Here is a 14,482-nt window from a genome sequence, read left to right as displayed (position 1 = left end):
TTAGGGCTTTTTCGTGTCTGGCGTTTATAGCCCTATCACTTCTTGTTTATAGAGAGTGATATGGCTTTTTGTATATAAAATATTCTAACTAGTTGTTGTGGCGTCGCAGACTTTTACAAAAATAGTCCGCCTTAGCTTCGCGTTCGTAAGCTCACGGCTATCACCGTACTCACCCACAAACACAAAGACGAAAGCCTCCTTGAAAGACGAGGATTTTTCGTTTGGATGTTTCAAAGAAAGGTAATATGAACTGTATATTTACCCACTAAAGCAGCTACATTTTAATTTTCCCTTGTTAAAACTGGTAATGTAGCGCATATAAGACATATGTGGGCTCTCTAAAGTTGTCGGTAGGCTTGTCATTAGGCAGGTTGCTAGTTTGTCGTTAATTAGTGAAAGGCCGCTCAGCCAGTATTACGAAAAGCTCAACAGCTTTGTTAGGGGGGGGCTGAAATATTTATTCCTTTCCTTTGCGCCTTAATCAATACATTCTCTTCACAATAACGCGGACTAAGAATGTACTTAATAAAAGCGAAGACACTAATGTTCTCATATCTTGTGTTAGCCGCTTAGTGCCGTTCAAACATGATCTAATCGTATGCTTACGGCTTTTCTCGTTTTTGTTAATTCAACAATAAAACTTTCGATATTGTATTCCTCCATTAAAATTAGAGTCTGTTAACATTTGAAAGTATGTGATCTGTTGCAGTACAAATAGCGTATTTAAGTTTGATGTCTGCGTATATGCTAAAATGGATTATTTATCGCTATATTTGGCTGAAAAACCCACAGTCAGTGCGTTTGTGATAAATAATGCTTTACCTTTCGCAGTGGTTTTAGCATAATGCATTCCGTCAACAGGGGTATAGTTCCAATTGGTAGAACAGCGGTCTCCAAAACCGATGGTTGCGAGTTCGAGTCTTGCTACCCCTGCCAAATTTAGAAAAAGCCGAGCATTAGTTCGGCTTTTTTGTATCTGTAATTTATATAAATAGCTTATCCTATGAGGTGTCAAGCCAATCTAGCTTTTTATAATATTAAGTCATATAACCTACATTAAGTTACCTTTCAATTAGTAAAAACAACACGCTGTTTGGTTTTATAGGTGTAAAATAGAAACACTATCCTTAAGTAAGGTACTTCATGCAATTTATTCCAATCGATAAGCCGCAATACCGTAAGCGTCTTAATGTGTTGCTCATTTCATTAGTCGCTTCTCTAACGATACTTTCATTAGCTTTCGGCTCAATATTGATTCAATTTTTTGGCAGTGATGAGTTAGTCAGAGGTGAACCAACAGGGCATTTTCACCTTAATCTTATCGGTGTGTTACTTGCTGTTGTAAGCTGCAGTTTGGTGATGAATGCGATTAAAACTAAGCCTTACATGAAAGAGATTTATTGGGTATGGCAAGTTAAGCAATTACAGAACCGCATCTATCGAAAATTGAAGAAAGTGCTCGCTGCGGCAAAAGAAAACGATGTTGATGCGATTACAATTTTACTTTACTACTATCACAGTCAAAAGAAGGTGTATGAGCTAGATAATAACACTTTGACCATGGTAACTGTTGATAGTGATATTAGAAGAATAGAGGCACAAATTGCTGATTTAAACTTAACTATCACCCTTGATGATTTCTCCACTGATTTACTCGAAGAACTTTAATTGATGGGCTTTAATCACTCTAAAGTAGAGTAGGAACAATATATTTCTTGGTTCAGATAAAACAGCCTATCAATTGCTTGATAGGCTGTTTTTATAATGCTTTAAAAATGTGATATTCAGCTGTTACAGAACAATAAGCTCAACACGGATATTGCCACGTGTCGCATTTGAATAAGGGCAAACTTGATGGGCTTTTTCAACTAGTGCTTCAGCTTCATCTTTTGTCATACCTGGTAGGGTGACTTTAAGTTCGACATCGATAGCAAAACCGACGCCAGCTGTATTAGCCCCAATACCTACTGTGGCTTCAACTGAAAGGTCTGAGCTCAATATTTTCTTTTCTTGGCCGGCAACAAATTTCATCGCGCCAATGAAACAAGCTGAATAACCTGCTGCAAATAGTTGTTCTGGGTTTGTTCCTTCACCACCTGCGCCCCCTAGCTCTTTAGGGGTACTAAGATTAACTGATAGCTTATTATCAGATGATACTGATTTTCCGTCTCTGCCGCCTGTAGTTGTTGCTGTTGCTGCGTATATGATATCCATTGAAAACTCCTAATCGATTTAATTCTATATTGATAATGAGTGACTCAATTGGATACTCACTATCCATTGACTCAATGATAAATACGATACGCCAAAATTAAATTGCGCGCAACTTAATTTACGATGAATTATTGAATAGAAAATTTTAGTATTTAAAAACAATACTCTACTGGCTGTGGCTATTGCTATACTTGCGGCTTGTAGTTGGGAAAAGCAGATGATCTAAAAGAAAAGCTAATCCGTACAATATTTATATAATTAATCCGGTCTTATTTAATGATGAGTCAATTTTAACTGCAACTTTTATATCTTTCACTGGTCATATAATAAGCGCAGTTCAATAAAGTTAGAAGTAACACATATCAGTTACTAAACCAGTAAAGTCATTCTTTTCTTTATAGTTTTACGTATATATTTGCTGATTATTTGTGCACTAAAGTTGTACATGTTAGGATTGTTACAAAGTTTAACAGGTGGAGTGAGTGGAAAATGAATACCAATTTAACAAAAGAAGAATTAGCTTGTTTTAGCGAATTATTTGCTAAGAAGCCTTCTGCTGTTAAAGCTTCTGATGATACTCATTCAGACACCATTGCTGTAACAACTGAAATCCCTTCAACATTAGCGAGGTTGCTTGGTAAAACTCAATTAACCCTATTGGCTGAAATTAGTCATTACAGACTCTGGTTTCCCTTAAGTATTGCAATGGATGAATTGGGACAGTTTGCGCCTACACTTGGCATTCCTGAAGTTGTTGATACACGCGGAGCTGATCGCAGTTGGAGAATGAAAGAACTTGATAATGTCAGAATCATCGATTTTGATACCAACCTTGCTATTGAAGTGTTATCGCTTTCTAGCACGGGCTTAACACTTTATGCTCCAAACATTTCGGATGATGTTGAATCACGTCGTGCTAAGTTGATTTTAACCAAAGACATCAGTTTTGACATTGAATATCAAATTGTACGATCTGAAAATGGTGTCATTGCAGCTACTATCGTGGTGAGTGATGAATCAAGAGAAACACTAAGACAGTTTCTATTCTCGATGCATAAATCAAAATATTCATACCTTTACGAATATCAAGCAAACCCATCTAAAGATGAAGAAGATAACATCTTAAAATTAAACCCTTAATAGGTGATTCTAACCTTTATATTGGTCAATAATAAGCGTCGTTATATACCTAATCTAGGATGTTATAGTCACTAATTTATTTTTTTAAGACTAATTGTTATCTCTTAGCTCTATCTTTTCTTCTTTCTTCTTTCTTCTTATATCTTTTCTTCTTATCTAGCTCTTGTCGTTATTAAGCACTTGTTCCTCGACAAGCAAGACAGCTGTTCAATACCACTTCCTGAAATCACGTAACATTAAAGTCAACTTTTAAGCTTTGGGCTAAAGCCTTAGTGAAGTCATTGTCGGCTTTAGCTTGGACTAAGATACACAACTCATCTCCAACAGGCGTAAATCGATAATAGCTGAATAATAAGTTATTACTTCTTGGGGATATTTTGATTTGATGGTCTGTCATGCTAAGTAAAATAGCAGCATTTTTTTCTAAAATACCGGTTTCAAATTCACTGCTATGTAAAATCCCAGCATCCATTAAAGTGAGAATACTTGAATAGGGCAGGCCAAACTTTGAAAGGCCGACATTTACAGTCGATGTCTTTCTAAAATACTGCTGTATCCCACCTTGAATTCGGTAACCGTTCAATAGTTTATAACGGGTTTCGGTGTTTAATTTAACTGACATCCCCAGCGCTTTTTCAAGTATTTGCGCTTCACGTTGCGTGAGCTGCTTTAAAATAGCTAATGTTCTGAGACTAAACTTACCTGGTTTGACTATTTCACTGGCAAGGATCCTTGCCCACAAATCCTGCATTCTGCGAGAGCTGATTTGTTCAGCCATTTGAAAGAATTGATAACTCCAGTCTGGGTCAAGGTCTTCACCTGTTACATCTGAAGGGGTGTAATTGAGCGCGAGTGAAAAAATTGTTTCTAAATTTAATTGATGCAAAATCTGATTTTTTTGTAATCTGAATTGCGAACGTTCACCGATAGATGCTTGAGATGGACGGTATTCATCTTCACTTGCTAAACCGAGCATTTTGCCAAGTAATAGTGCCTTTTTACGTGCAGAAACGCCTGCATTTGTTTTGTCAGCTTGTTTTGGATGATTCTCTGCCATTATTGCTCTCTTAGCCCAAGTACTTGACTGGGTTATATCGTATCATCATTTATTTTAGTTGATTTGCCCCAATTTGTTTCGTTTCCAGGTTGAGGCATTGACGGAATATTTAACGATAATATCAATGAACATAACGCAAACAACACACCGATCATAAATACCCATTGTGGTGAGCTTAACCATAAAATACCCAGTAAGGCTGGAATGATGACAGCAGCAATATGATTAATGGTGAAACTGACTGACATACTTGCAGCAATATCTTTAGGGTCTGCAATTTTTTGAAAGTACGTCTTCATAGCAATAGCCATAGCAAATAGTAGGTGGTCGATAACATACAAAGCTGCTGCAACTTGTGCGTGCTCTACAAAGGCGTAGCTAGCAAAGACAATGATAAGCCCGACATACTCGATAACAAGAGCATTTCGTTCGCCAATTCGTCCAATAAAACGACCAATAGCTGGAGCAAAAAAGAGATTAACAACGTAATTTATTAAGAATAATGCAGTAATTTCTGAAACCGAGTAGCCGAATTTTTCCACCATCATGAACCCAGCAAATACCATGAAGATTTGTCTTCTGGCACCGGATAAAAATGTCAGTGCATAGTAAAGCCAGTATCGTTTTCTAAAGATAAGTTTCTTATGCTGCGGCTCAGCGATTTCAAACCTTGGGTAATAGAAAGCCATGATTAAGACAGCTATTAATCCCAATGTGCCAATGATGCCATACATCCAAACATAGTCGAGTTTCATCCAGCTCATCACCAGCCAAATACTACCGTAGCCCATCAGTGCTGCAGCTGATCGCCACGCTAATGCTTTACCTAAAAATCCAGCCGTATCTTGCTTATCTACCCATTGTAATGTGAGCGATTGGTTAATGGTTTCAAAGTAATGGAAGCCAATCGACATCAGAACTGTAGTGAGATATAAGCCCAGCACAGAAGGAAAAAAGCCTGTGATGGCAATCCCGATGGATAAGACAGCGAGTGAGATTAATGCAAAAGATTGTTCACGAATAAGTAATAAAACGAAAATAGCGGTGAAAGCTAAAAACCCTGGCACTTCGCGCAAGCTTTGAAGCATTCCTATTTCAGCACCACTAAATGCCGCTTTCTCAATAACAAAATTGTTGAGAAGCGCTTGCCAGACAGCAAAAACCATCGACATAACGAAGGTCATCCACAATAAAAGCTGCTGAGGGTTCTTACTCGAATGGGCTGGCATAAGGCTATTTTCCTGAATTTAATCCATTAAACGCATGGTTACACAGTTTGCAATTTTACGCCAAGTGTAAATCTATTGTAAATGAGGTTGCAAAAATAAATGTAAATTTTAATGCAAATGATTATCATTTGGGGTATTGTGTTGCCGTAATAACAAAGCACGCAATTATTGTGGAGAATGAGATGAGCAAAAAGTTAACGCTGTTGGCAGTATCTATAGCGAGTGTAATTGGGTTAGGTGCAACAAATGTGGCACATGCAGCAATATCGGCTGATGATTTAGCTAAAGCAATAGCAAAGCAAGAAGCTGAAATTGCGGCACTTAAGCAACAATTACAAGAATTGGCTAAGCAGCAATCTCTTCAGAGTGAATCTCAAAAGCAAATTGAAGTGGCTCAACACGAGCAACAAGTAGCAGTTAAACAAGTCAGTGAAACGGTGTCACAAGCGGAAGAGCGTTACAGTAAATTCTCATTCAAGTCTTATGGTTCAGCCAACTTCACCAGTGATGAATACTTCGATAATGTTCAAGACACGACGCCAGAAAGAAGAAATCGTTTTGATTTAGAACGAATAGTCACTGAGTTTGGTTATCAATTTAACGATGCATGGAGCATGGAAGTTGAAATTGAATATGAGCACGGCGGAACAGGGGCTGCGCTCGAATATGATGGCTTTGATGAGTTTGGTGAGTTTGAAACCGAAACAGAAGCAGGCGGTGAAGTCGTTGTTGAAAAAGCTGAAATACGTTATCGCCCAAGTGATGCTTTCGGGGTTAAATTCGGTAATATCCATTTGCCAATCGGCTTAACTAGCACTCTGCATAAACCTAATCAATATCTCACAGTATTACGCCATAAAAGTGAAGCGGCGATGATCCCTGCTGTATGGAATGAAAACGGTATTGGCGTTTATGGTGAAATCTCTGATTTTCATTATCAAGCACAGATCGTCAGTGGCCTTAACTCAGAATATTTCAGAACTTATGATTGGGTTGCATCTGGTCATCAAACGCGCTTTGAGCACGTAAACGCAGATGACTTAGCATTTGCGGGTCGATTAGATTACGGCAATTTCAAAACCGGTAGCGCAATTGGTGTGTCTTATTATTACGGTAATACCTCAGGCAACCGCAACAAGAGTAACAAGCTAAATGTTGATGGCACGTTGAGCATTGTGACAGCATCAGCAGCCTTTGTTGAAGGCCCATGGGTGCTTCGTGGTCAGTACATGTATGGCACATTAAGTGATACTGATGCGATCACTCAAGCCAACAAAACCACCCCAGGTTTACGTCCTGGAAACTTCGCTCAGTTAGGGTCTAAATCTCAAGCATTTTTTGTTGAAGCGGGCTTTAAGCTTGATGATTATCTCGATATCCCAATGACAGTCTTTGCCAATATCGATTATTCAAATCCATTAATGGAAGTAGAGAGCGGCACTGCAACTAAGCGTTATGAAAACACGTGGAGCAGTATCGGCGTGAACTATTTCCCAATTCCTGAAATTGTCATTAAAGCCGAAGGTGGCTTACAGCAAGTTGCTGTTGCCAGTATTCCAGATACCAACTTTTTTGCCTTAGGTGTGGGTTACCAATTCTCACTTTAATGCAGGTGTAAAGGCTGACTGCTTTAACGGCAGTCAGTCAACAAGTTTTAGAAATGAACGTGCTGAAGTTAGTCAGCAAATATTATTGATTTAAATGGAGTTTTACATGAATTTTAAGTATACAGCGATTGCATTAACTTTAATGGGTACATTGGCAGCATGTGGTGGTTCTGGCTCAGATTCGAGTGACACAGGAACAACGGATCCTGTTGTACCTGAAACGGGCTTCACTTTCGCTGCAACTGAGATGGTCACTAATTTAACTGATGATGTGATTGTTGCTGGATATGCTGATTTAGCGGCACAAGGTGATGCACTGTTACTGGCTACCCAAAAGCTATTAAATTCAACGTCTCAAGCTGATTTAGTGGCTGCACAAGATGCATGGAAAGCGGCTCGTAAACCTTGGGAACAGGGGGAATCACACATTTTCGGTCCTGTTGATTCATTGAGTATCGATCCTCATTTAGATAGCTGGCCTTTAAATACCACAGATCTTCAAACTCAGCTGGATAACAGCAATGGTTTTGACGCTGAAACAATTAAAAGCTGGAATGATGATGTTCAAGGTTTCCACACTATTGAGTTCTTGTTATTTGGTGACGGTGTTAATGACAACACTAAGTTAATTAGTGAGCTAACTACAGCTGAACGTGAATACGTGATTGCGTTATCAGAAGTTTTCCGTGACTACGCAGTGCAACTTGATGATGCTTGGCAGGTTTCTCATAACCCACAAGATACTAACGCATTACCATACGCTGACTTATTAAAAACACCTGGCAGCGACAGCAATACCATTTATTCATCAGAGCTTGCTGTTATTGAAGAGTTAATTAACGGCATGATTGGGATTGTTGATGAAGTGGGTAACGGTAAAATTGCCGACCCATTCGGTGACTCACTTGCCAATGCAGATACGTCAAAAGTTGAATCTCAATACTCTTGGAATTCATTAACCGACTTTGCTGACAACATTCAAGGTGTTCGCAATGTGTACCAAGGTGAGTTTATTGGCGATGCAGACAAGCAAGGCATTATCGACTTTGTTGCCGCTGCAGACAGTGATTTATCAGTGCGTATAGCAAGTGAAATTGATGATTCAATCCTAAAAATTCAGGCGATTTCTGGCAGCAACAACATGCCATTCCGTCAAGCGATTTTAGATGAGGATGGACGTGCTCGCATTGAAACGGCAGTGACCGCATTAACAACCTTACAAGCCTCATTAGAGTCAGATGTTATTCCACTATTATCTGAGTGGAATGCCCAGTAATTTCTATTAAATAGTAATAACAATAGCGCTACTGATACTGAGCCAGTGTCAGTAGCGCGATTTGATGACATTGATGAAGTTGGCCGTAAGAGCATGACAAGTCAAATAAAGTGTTTTGAACACCGTCGGTAGAGATACCGGTCTTGATATAAGAGTGTCTAAGATGAGCAAGAATCCCAAAGCTGTTAACGCCCCTAATTCCCCTAATTTAAATGGTAAAACCTTACTGGCCTCCATTATCAGTGTACTCATGTTATCTGCCTGTGGTGGCAGTGGTGATGATGAAACCCCGACAGTAACCGAGCCTCCAGTTGTCATCTACCCTGACTTTACCGATATTACTGCCAGTGGTGGTGATACCACTACTTATGATGCGGGTAATTCAGGCCATGGTTTTTCAACGCCTTCACCCAATTTAACCGAAGCCGATTTAGCCCTGCATCTCGAAGGTGATGCTAATTTTGAGATCTCGTTTACCACAGCACCCAATGAACAGCATCCAGAACAAGATGGCTTAGGTCCAGTATTTAACAATGCAGATTGTAATTCTTGTCACCAACGTGACGGCCGCAACTCAACCCCATTTTTAGCGGCAGATGAAACACGGGTTAAATTAGGCTCTGATGCGGGTATTTTTTTACGTATTAGTAAAACTCCCGATGAAGAGTGTATTACCCCAACTGCGGATAACGACTATTGTGCGCCGATTGCAGTTCCTGATTTTGGCGGGCAGTTATTTCACCGTGGCGTATTAAAAGCACGTGCTGACTGGCAGGATAATGCTTTTGGTGGTCAAGCGGATGTGTACTTGTCTTATGATCGCAGTGCAGTGACTTATAGCGATGGCACTAGTGTCGAATTGAAAAAGCCAATTTTTGAAGTCGAGAATCCTTATGATGCCCCAGGTGAAACTAAGCAAAGCGCTAACGTCACGTCCAATCTACTCCAAGATGACGTGTTAATGGGCTGGCGAAATGGCATGCCTGTTTTTGGATTAGGTTTACTTGAAGCGATCCCTGAAGCAGATATTTTGGCCCTTGCAGATGAAAATGATGCGAATGACGATGGCATATCTGGCCGTCCAAACTGGGTGTTTGATGCGATTAAAGACCGTAACGGCGATGAAACGCCAGTATCACTAGGGCGTTTTGGTTGGAAAGCGAATACCCCAAGTGTCAGAGTGCAATCTTTAGGTGCACTTCGCGGTGATATTGGCATTACTAATCCATTATTCCCTGATGAAAGTGTTGTTGGCACCAGCTTGCATGACTCTTACTTAACCCGTACTGGTTTTGTTGATACTGGTAGTGATGAAAATGGTGCGCCAGAGGCGGATCAGGCCTTTAGTGACGCAGTGGTATTTTATGCTGAAACATTAGCGGTACCGGCAAGACGTAATGTCGATGATAGTGATGTGCGTGAAGGCGCACGTTTATTTACACAAGTTAATTGTAGTGGCTGTCACACACCAAGCTTTACCACTAAAACGGTAGGCGATATTGGTGGTATTGAGATAATAGATTCGCTCAAGGGACAAGTCATTTACCCATTCACCGATATGTTATTACATGATATGGGTGATGACTTAGCCGATGGTCGCCCTGACTTTTTAGCCAATGGTAATGAGTGGCGCACGCGTCCTTTATGGGGCTTAGGCTTAACGCAAACCGTTAACCCGCAAGCGGGCTTTTTACATGATGGCCGCGCAGCGACAGTGGAGGAAGCCATTTTATGGCATGGTGGTGAAGCAAGTAATAGCAAAGAAGCCTTTATGGCACTAACTAAAGCTGAGCGCGACCAGTTAGTATCATTCTTAATGTCGTTATAATTTTTAACCCAGCTGCAGCCATAATCAACAATTTTAAATTGCTGATTTGAAAAAATTAAGTGGATAACTCATCAGAGTTATCCACTTTTTTGTGAGCCACTCAAAAGTCTTAACTATTAATAGTCGATGTTGCTAATTTGGCGTGATCTGATCCATGTAATTATATTTCGCTTTCTATTAAGATTAGATGTAATAGCATGGTTGGATAAAATCTTGCTGAGTCGTTAACGGTTTAATAATCGTAACTGCTTTTTCTTTATTATCGTCGAGGTGAACGTGAGCAATATTCTAATTATCTATTCAACTGTCCACGGTCAAACCCGTAAGATTTGCGATTACATGCAAGATAAGCTCACCGCAGCAGGTGAAACCGTCACCCTTGCAGCACTTGAAGATAAGCCTGATTTAACTGCTTTTGATAAAGTCTTTATCGGTGCCAGTATTCGCCATGGTAAACATCGCCCTGAACTTTATCAGTTTGTTGCTGATAACAAAGAGGTGCTTGATAGCAAGGCTAATGGATTCTTTTCAGTGAGTTTAGTGGCCAGAAAACCAGGTAAAAATACACCAGATACCAATATGTACATGCAGGCCTTTTTAAAACAAAGTGAATGGCAACCTAAGGTATTAGAAGTGTTTGGTGGCAATTTAGATTATCAATTTTATGGCCCGATGGATCGCAATATCATTCGTTTCATTATGTGGATAACTAAAGGCCCAACGGATCCAAATACCAAAGTTGAATATACTGATTGGGTGAAGGTAGATAACTACGTCGCGCAAATTCAGTCAGCGTAAATAAGTTTAAAGCCAACAATGTACTTGTTGGCTTTATTGATTAAATGACTTGCATTATTAAGCCTCATACAGCACTTAACGCTAAATGAAGAACCAAGCCCTTAGTTAGGAATGCAACAAGGAACAATATGAGCCTAAAATCATCAAAATTTGTCAAGCTGATATCAGAAAAGCTTCATGTCATTGTGATCACGTTAAGTATTTTTCTGGTAGTGACGAGTCCGTGGATTTTAATTGGTAGCCGATTACGTGCTAAGGCAAGTATTTGGGATAGCTTACATGTTTATATTGGCTTAATCGCAGCGATTTTCGGATTGCTGTTTTTGTTGAAAAACTTACTCAATGGCCATTGGCGTCAGTTCTTTCCGTGGTTAAGATTAGATTTTTCCCAATGCATCGATGAAATTAAGCAGTTAAAGCAGGGCAAGTTACCGAGTTCTGGCGGTAAAGGTATTTTCAGTATCGTGGAAGGTATTGGCTTACTATTAATGGCGTTAGTCAGTATTACGGGGATTGCTTGGTTTATTCTACAAGGCTCCAGTGATGCTTTGATGTGGCGTAAATACCACATTATGTTTGCGCAAGGGTTTGTTGGCTTTTTAATGATCCATATTGTGTTTGCTGCATTTCATATTATCGACATGGTGCGTAACTCATAACACAGCTGAAGTTATGATAGTGGTTTACCGATTATTATTTTTGTCCGAGATTACCTAGTGTTTGTTACAAACGGCATTTATAAACGGCATTTATAAAAAGACAGAGATAAAAATACAGATACAAAAAGCCCGACTTTATCGCTAAAGTCGGGCTTTTTAATGTCTTAAAGAGCGCGAGTAGCGCTCATGGCTAAATGAGTTACTTCTTTTCTAACGCTAAGTAATTCATCACATCAATTAAGTCACCTAAGGTCGCCATTTCGTTCATGTTGATTGCGTACTTATCGTTAACGATAAATGTAGGCACACTTTGTACTTGGAACATGACTTGCTGTTGACGCCATAGTGCTAGCTTCGCATCAGTTGCATCGCTATCTGCAATTTTGTCATAAGTTTCAGCATCAACGCCGTTTGCGGCAAATACGTTTTTGATGTCGTCACGGTTGTTAATTTCTGGCTCGTCATGGCTGTGACCTGGAGCACTATGGTCGTGATGACCACCTTCGCCTTGAATCGCTTGGAACATTGCAGCGTTTAACGCTTTTTCATTACCGACTTCATGAATAACAGCTAATGCGCGCATAACTTCAGTACCAATCTCGCTGTTCATAAAGTCAACGTGCTTAGTTTCGAAGCCAATCTCTTTGTTCAAGTTACCTTTGATTTCTGGCAGGTATCTAGTTTCCATGTTGTAACAGTTATGACAGTAGAAAGAAAAGAACTCAGAAATCTTAGGTTCGCTAGATGCTGGACCATCAGAAATTTTAGTGTAATGCTGACCTTCAACAAATTTAGATGGAAGAACAGCAACTGTTTCTACAGTTTTTTCAGCAGTGACTTCAACAGCTTTTTCAGCAGTGACTTCAGCAGGTTTACCACAGCCAGTAAGGGCGATTGTGAATGCCGCAAGTGCCATAGTAAATGCAATAGGTTTAATCTTAATCATTTCAGCCTCAATAAAAGTGTCGCGTTACCCGCTGGTAGTTGCGAGAAAACTTAAAATAGTCTTAATTAAGCCAATACTTAATTGCCTTAATATTAACAAGAATTATGACCTAAACGATGATTTATTTCAGGGTTAAATATGTGATGTGATGCGGCTTTCTTATAAAAATAGCTGCATCTAAGTCAGGTACTATCCAGCTTTAGATCGTAAAGTTTGCCATGCTTCACAAACCTGACGAAACTGATGTGCATCTCCGCCTGGGCGATCGGGGTGAAGTTTTAGTGCAAGCTTACGCCATTGCTTACGAATATCTTTATTGGTGGCGCTTGCATCTAACTCAAAAATACTCAGTGCATGGCTGTCATGCATTAATACTTGATTGACGCCAATATACTCTTGATAACTTGACCAAAAGGACTCCAGCATTTCTTTCACCACATTGGCACAAGTATCGTAGTGCTGCCAATCGAGATAATACTCTTTTAACGGCGTATCATGATGTTGTTGCTGGGCGATATCATTGGGTAGAACTCTAAAAATTTGAATATCCATCGCTTGCACTTGTAGCCATTGATTGGGCAGTAACAAAGCTTGTAGTTCAAATAATGCGTTCATTAGTAAAAAATTACGTTTGAATAAGTCTTTTTCAGGCTCAGGATCCAGATTATGCATTAAGCCTTTATGTTGAAGTTCACTGGCAAGGTGGTGGACTTTCCAGCTTTGACACGAACTCTGAAGCAGAGTGAGGAGGGGCCATATCAACGGATTATCACTTTTCAAAGATAATCTATCAGTTTCAGACTGTTGACGAAGTTGCGCATCATTTGCTGCAAGCATAGTGTTGGTTTCGCTATGAATTGGCATTAAATTTACTATGCCACAGACATGAAAGGAGTCAATGGTGTTTTTTTGTTCAAGTCTAATTTAAGTCTTAAAGCTCATTTTGTTTAACAAATATGTCGATTAAACGTATTCCTCACAGACAAACCCTGCATATTTGGTATAAAATTCGCCGCAATAAAAATGATAGGGGCCAAAACCAATGACAGATAAACATTACATCAGTGCACAACAGCTACTGGAAGATTCTTTTAAACTTGCGGCGCAGGTTTATGACAGTGGCTTTAGACCACAATTTATTGTTGGTATCTGGCGTGGTGGAGCTCCAATTGGTATTGCCGTTCAAGAATTCTATGATTTTAAAAATGTCGAAACCGATCATATCGCAGTAAGAACCTCTTCTTACTATGGCATTGGTACTGATAAGCAAAGTAAAAAAATTAAAGTACATGGCTTACATTACATCATTGAAAATGCCAATGCAGATGACGGTTTATTGATTGTTGATGACGTATTTGACTCAGGTCGTAGTGTTGATGCGTTAATTGATAAACTACAAAAGTTTATGCGTAAAAACATTCCTACCGATATTCGTGTTGCTTGTCCTTACTACAAGCCAAAAAATACTGCGGTTGATTTAAAACCAGATTACTTCATTCATGAATCGGAAGAGTGGTTAGTTTTCCCTCATGAGGTCTCAGGTTTAAATCCGCAGGAAATCGCTGAAGGTAAAAGTGATTTTAAGAATATTCAGCATTTGTTTAAGTAAAAGCCGCGAAACTGGTTATTTTTTGCTAAACTAGCAAGCTGAACAGTGCGTCAATGATAGTGACATACACGTGGTTTTAGTCCGTGTTTAGCTACTATCTTGATGCATTTTTTATTACC

General features: G+C 39.4%; 13 protein-coding genes and 1 tRNA gene. 9 read left to right on the top strand and 5 right to left on the bottom strand.

The genetic code is table 11. From position 1 onward, the window contains the following. Nucleotides 1-859 precede the first annotated feature (859 nt). Nucleotides 860-936 (top strand) — tRNA-Trp (locus BCU84_RS15370). Nucleotides 937-1,143: 207 nt separating this feature from the next. Then, nucleotides 1,144-1,668: a DUF3087 domain-containing protein gene (locus BCU84_RS15365; protein ID WP_102528949.1), complete on the top strand. Its 525-nt coding sequence runs from the start codon at nt 1,144-1,146 to the stop codon at nt 1,666-1,668. A 123-nt stretch (nt 1,669-1,791) separates the two neighbouring features. On the opposite strand, the gene BCU84_RS15360 is transcribed toward BCU84_RS15365, so the two are convergent. After that, nucleotides 1,792-2,214, bottom strand: a complete 423-nt coding sequence (locus BCU84_RS15360) for an organic hydroperoxide resistance protein (protein WP_102528948.1) — start codon at nt 2,212-2,214, stop codon at nt 1,792-1,794. A gap of 489 nt (nt 2,215-2,703) precedes the next feature. Between BCU84_RS15360 and BCU84_RS15355 the strand changes: the two genes are divergently transcribed. Next, the gene (locus BCU84_RS15355) at nt 2,704-3,354 is read left to right on the top strand and encodes a hypothetical protein (RefSeq protein WP_102528947.1); all 651 of its coding nucleotides are present in this window, start codon (nt 2,704-2,706) and stop codon (nt 3,352-3,354) included. Between the two features lie 226 nt (nt 3,355-3,580). On the opposite strand, the gene BCU84_RS15350 is transcribed toward BCU84_RS15355, so the two are convergent. After that, a complete protein-coding gene (locus tag BCU84_RS15350) occupies nt 3,581-4,411 on the bottom strand; it encodes a TIGR03899 family protein (RefSeq protein ID WP_102528946.1) in 831 nt (276 codons plus the stop codon). Between the two features lie 32 nt (nt 4,412-4,443). Continuing rightward, nucleotides 4,444-5,640 (bottom strand): MFS transporter, encoded by a 1,197-nt coding sequence (locus BCU84_RS15345; RefSeq protein ID WP_102528945.1) that lies wholly within the window; start codon nt 5,638-5,640, stop codon nt 4,444-4,446. A 182-nt stretch (nt 5,641-5,822) separates the two neighbouring features. Between BCU84_RS15345 and BCU84_RS15340 the strand changes: the two genes are divergently transcribed. The 5 genes from BCU84_RS15340 (at nt 5,823) to BCU84_RS15320 (ending at nt 11,808) form a co-directional block, all read left to right on the top strand. Next, nucleotides 5,823-7,247, top strand: a complete 1,425-nt coding sequence (locus BCU84_RS15340) for a TMF family protein (protein ID WP_102528944.1) — start codon at nt 5,823-5,825, stop codon at nt 7,245-7,247. A gap of 106 nt (nt 7,248-7,353) precedes the next feature. After that, nucleotides 7,354-8,523: an imelysin family protein gene (locus tag BCU84_RS15335; protein ID WP_102528943.1), complete on the top strand. Its 1,170-nt coding sequence runs from the start codon at nt 7,354-7,356 to the stop codon at nt 8,521-8,523. 250 nt (nt 8,524-8,773) lie between these two features. Continuing rightward, nucleotides 8,774-10,351 (top strand): di-heme oxidoredictase family protein, encoded by a 1,578-nt coding sequence (locus tag BCU84_RS15330; RefSeq protein WP_241906456.1) that lies wholly within the window; start codon nt 8,774-8,776, stop codon nt 10,349-10,351. Between the two features lie 276 nt (nt 10,352-10,627). Further along, nucleotides 10,628-11,149, top strand: coding sequence for a menaquinone-dependent protoporphyrinogen IX dehydrogenase (gene hemG / locus BCU84_RS15325; RefSeq protein WP_102528941.1), 522 nt, complete (start codon nt 10,628-10,630; stop codon nt 11,147-11,149). A 128-nt stretch (nt 11,150-11,277) separates the two neighbouring features. After that, nucleotides 11,278-11,808: a cytochrome b/b6 domain-containing protein gene (locus BCU84_RS15320; protein ID WP_102528940.1), complete on the top strand. Its 531-nt coding sequence runs from the start codon at nt 11,278-11,280 to the stop codon at nt 11,806-11,808. A gap of 199 nt (nt 11,809-12,007) precedes the next feature. Here the strand turns inward: BCU84_RS15320 and BCU84_RS15315 are convergent, their stop codons facing one another. After that, a complete protein-coding gene (locus BCU84_RS15315; protein ID WP_241906454.1) occupies nt 12,008-12,754 on the bottom strand; it encodes a thiol:disulfide interchange protein DsbA/DsbL in 747 nt (248 codons plus the stop codon). A gap of 189 nt (nt 12,755-12,943) precedes the next feature. Beyond that, complete coding sequence (locus tag BCU84_RS15310) at nt 12,944-13,591, bottom strand: DNA-J related domain-containing protein (RefSeq protein ID WP_102528954.1); 648 nt, start codon at nt 13,589-13,591, stop codon at nt 12,944-12,946. A 205-nt stretch (nt 13,592-13,796) separates the two neighbouring features. On the opposite strand from BCU84_RS15310, the gene BCU84_RS15305 reads away from it, so the two are divergent. Further along, entirely contained in the window at nt 13,797-14,363 is a 567-nt protein-coding gene (locus BCU84_RS15305) for a phosphoribosyltransferase family protein (protein WP_102528939.1), read from the top strand. Nucleotides 14,364-14,482: the final 119 nt, after the last annotated feature.

The sequence above is a fragment of the Shewanella sp. 10N.286.51.B7 genome (assembly GCF_002873615.1).
Taxonomy (GTDB): Bacteria; Pseudomonadota; Gammaproteobacteria; order Enterobacterales; family Shewanellaceae; genus Shewanella; species Shewanella electrodiphila.
The sequence above is the reverse complement of the archived record's forward strand: the minus strand, read 5'-3'. Positions and strand labels throughout refer to the sequence as shown.

What these genes read in the sequence shown, in the direction of transcription:
- BCU84_RS15350 (WP_102528946.1), bottom strand. Translation starts at nt 4,411, where the DNA reads ATGGCAGAGAATCATCCAAAACAAGCTGACAAAACAAATGCAGGCGTT.
- BCU84_RS15315 (WP_241906454.1), bottom strand. Translation starts at nt 12,754, where the DNA reads ATGATTAAGATTAAACCTATTGCATTTACTATGGCACTTGCGGCATTC.
- BCU84_RS15310 (WP_102528954.1), bottom strand. Translation starts at nt 13,591, where the DNA reads ATGCTTGCAGCAAATGATGCGCAACTTCGTCAACAGTCTGAAACTGAT.
- BCU84_RS15345 (WP_102528945.1), bottom strand. Translation starts at nt 5,640, where the DNA reads ATGCCAGCCCATTCGAGTAAGAACCCTCAGCAGCTTTTATTGTGGATG.
- BCU84_RS15320 (WP_102528940.1), top strand. Translation starts at nt 11,278, where the DNA reads ATGAGCCTAAAATCATCAAAATTTGTCAAGCTGATATCAGAAAAGCTT.
- BCU84_RS15340 (WP_102528944.1), top strand. Translation starts at nt 5,823, where the DNA reads ATGAGCAAAAAGTTAACGCTGTTGGCAGTATCTATAGCGAGTGTAATT.
- BCU84_RS15360 (WP_102528948.1), bottom strand. Translation starts at nt 2,214, where the DNA reads ATGGATATCATATACGCAGCAACAGCAACAACTACAGGCGGCAGAGAC.
- BCU84_RS15305 (WP_102528939.1), top strand. Translation starts at nt 13,797, where the DNA reads ATGACAGATAAACATTACATCAGTGCACAACAGCTACTGGAAGATTCT.
- BCU84_RS15355 (WP_102528947.1), top strand. Translation starts at nt 2,704, where the DNA reads ATGAATACCAATTTAACAAAAGAAGAATTAGCTTGTTTTAGCGAATTA.
- BCU84_RS15365 (WP_102528949.1), top strand. Translation starts at nt 1,144, where the DNA reads ATGCAATTTATTCCAATCGATAAGCCGCAATACCGTAAGCGTCTTAAT.
- BCU84_RS15335 (WP_102528943.1), top strand. Translation starts at nt 7,354, where the DNA reads ATGAATTTTAAGTATACAGCGATTGCATTAACTTTAATGGGTACATTG.
- BCU84_RS15330 (WP_241906456.1), top strand. Translation starts at nt 8,774, where the DNA reads ATGTTATCTGCCTGTGGTGGCAGTGGTGATGATGAAACCCCGACAGTA.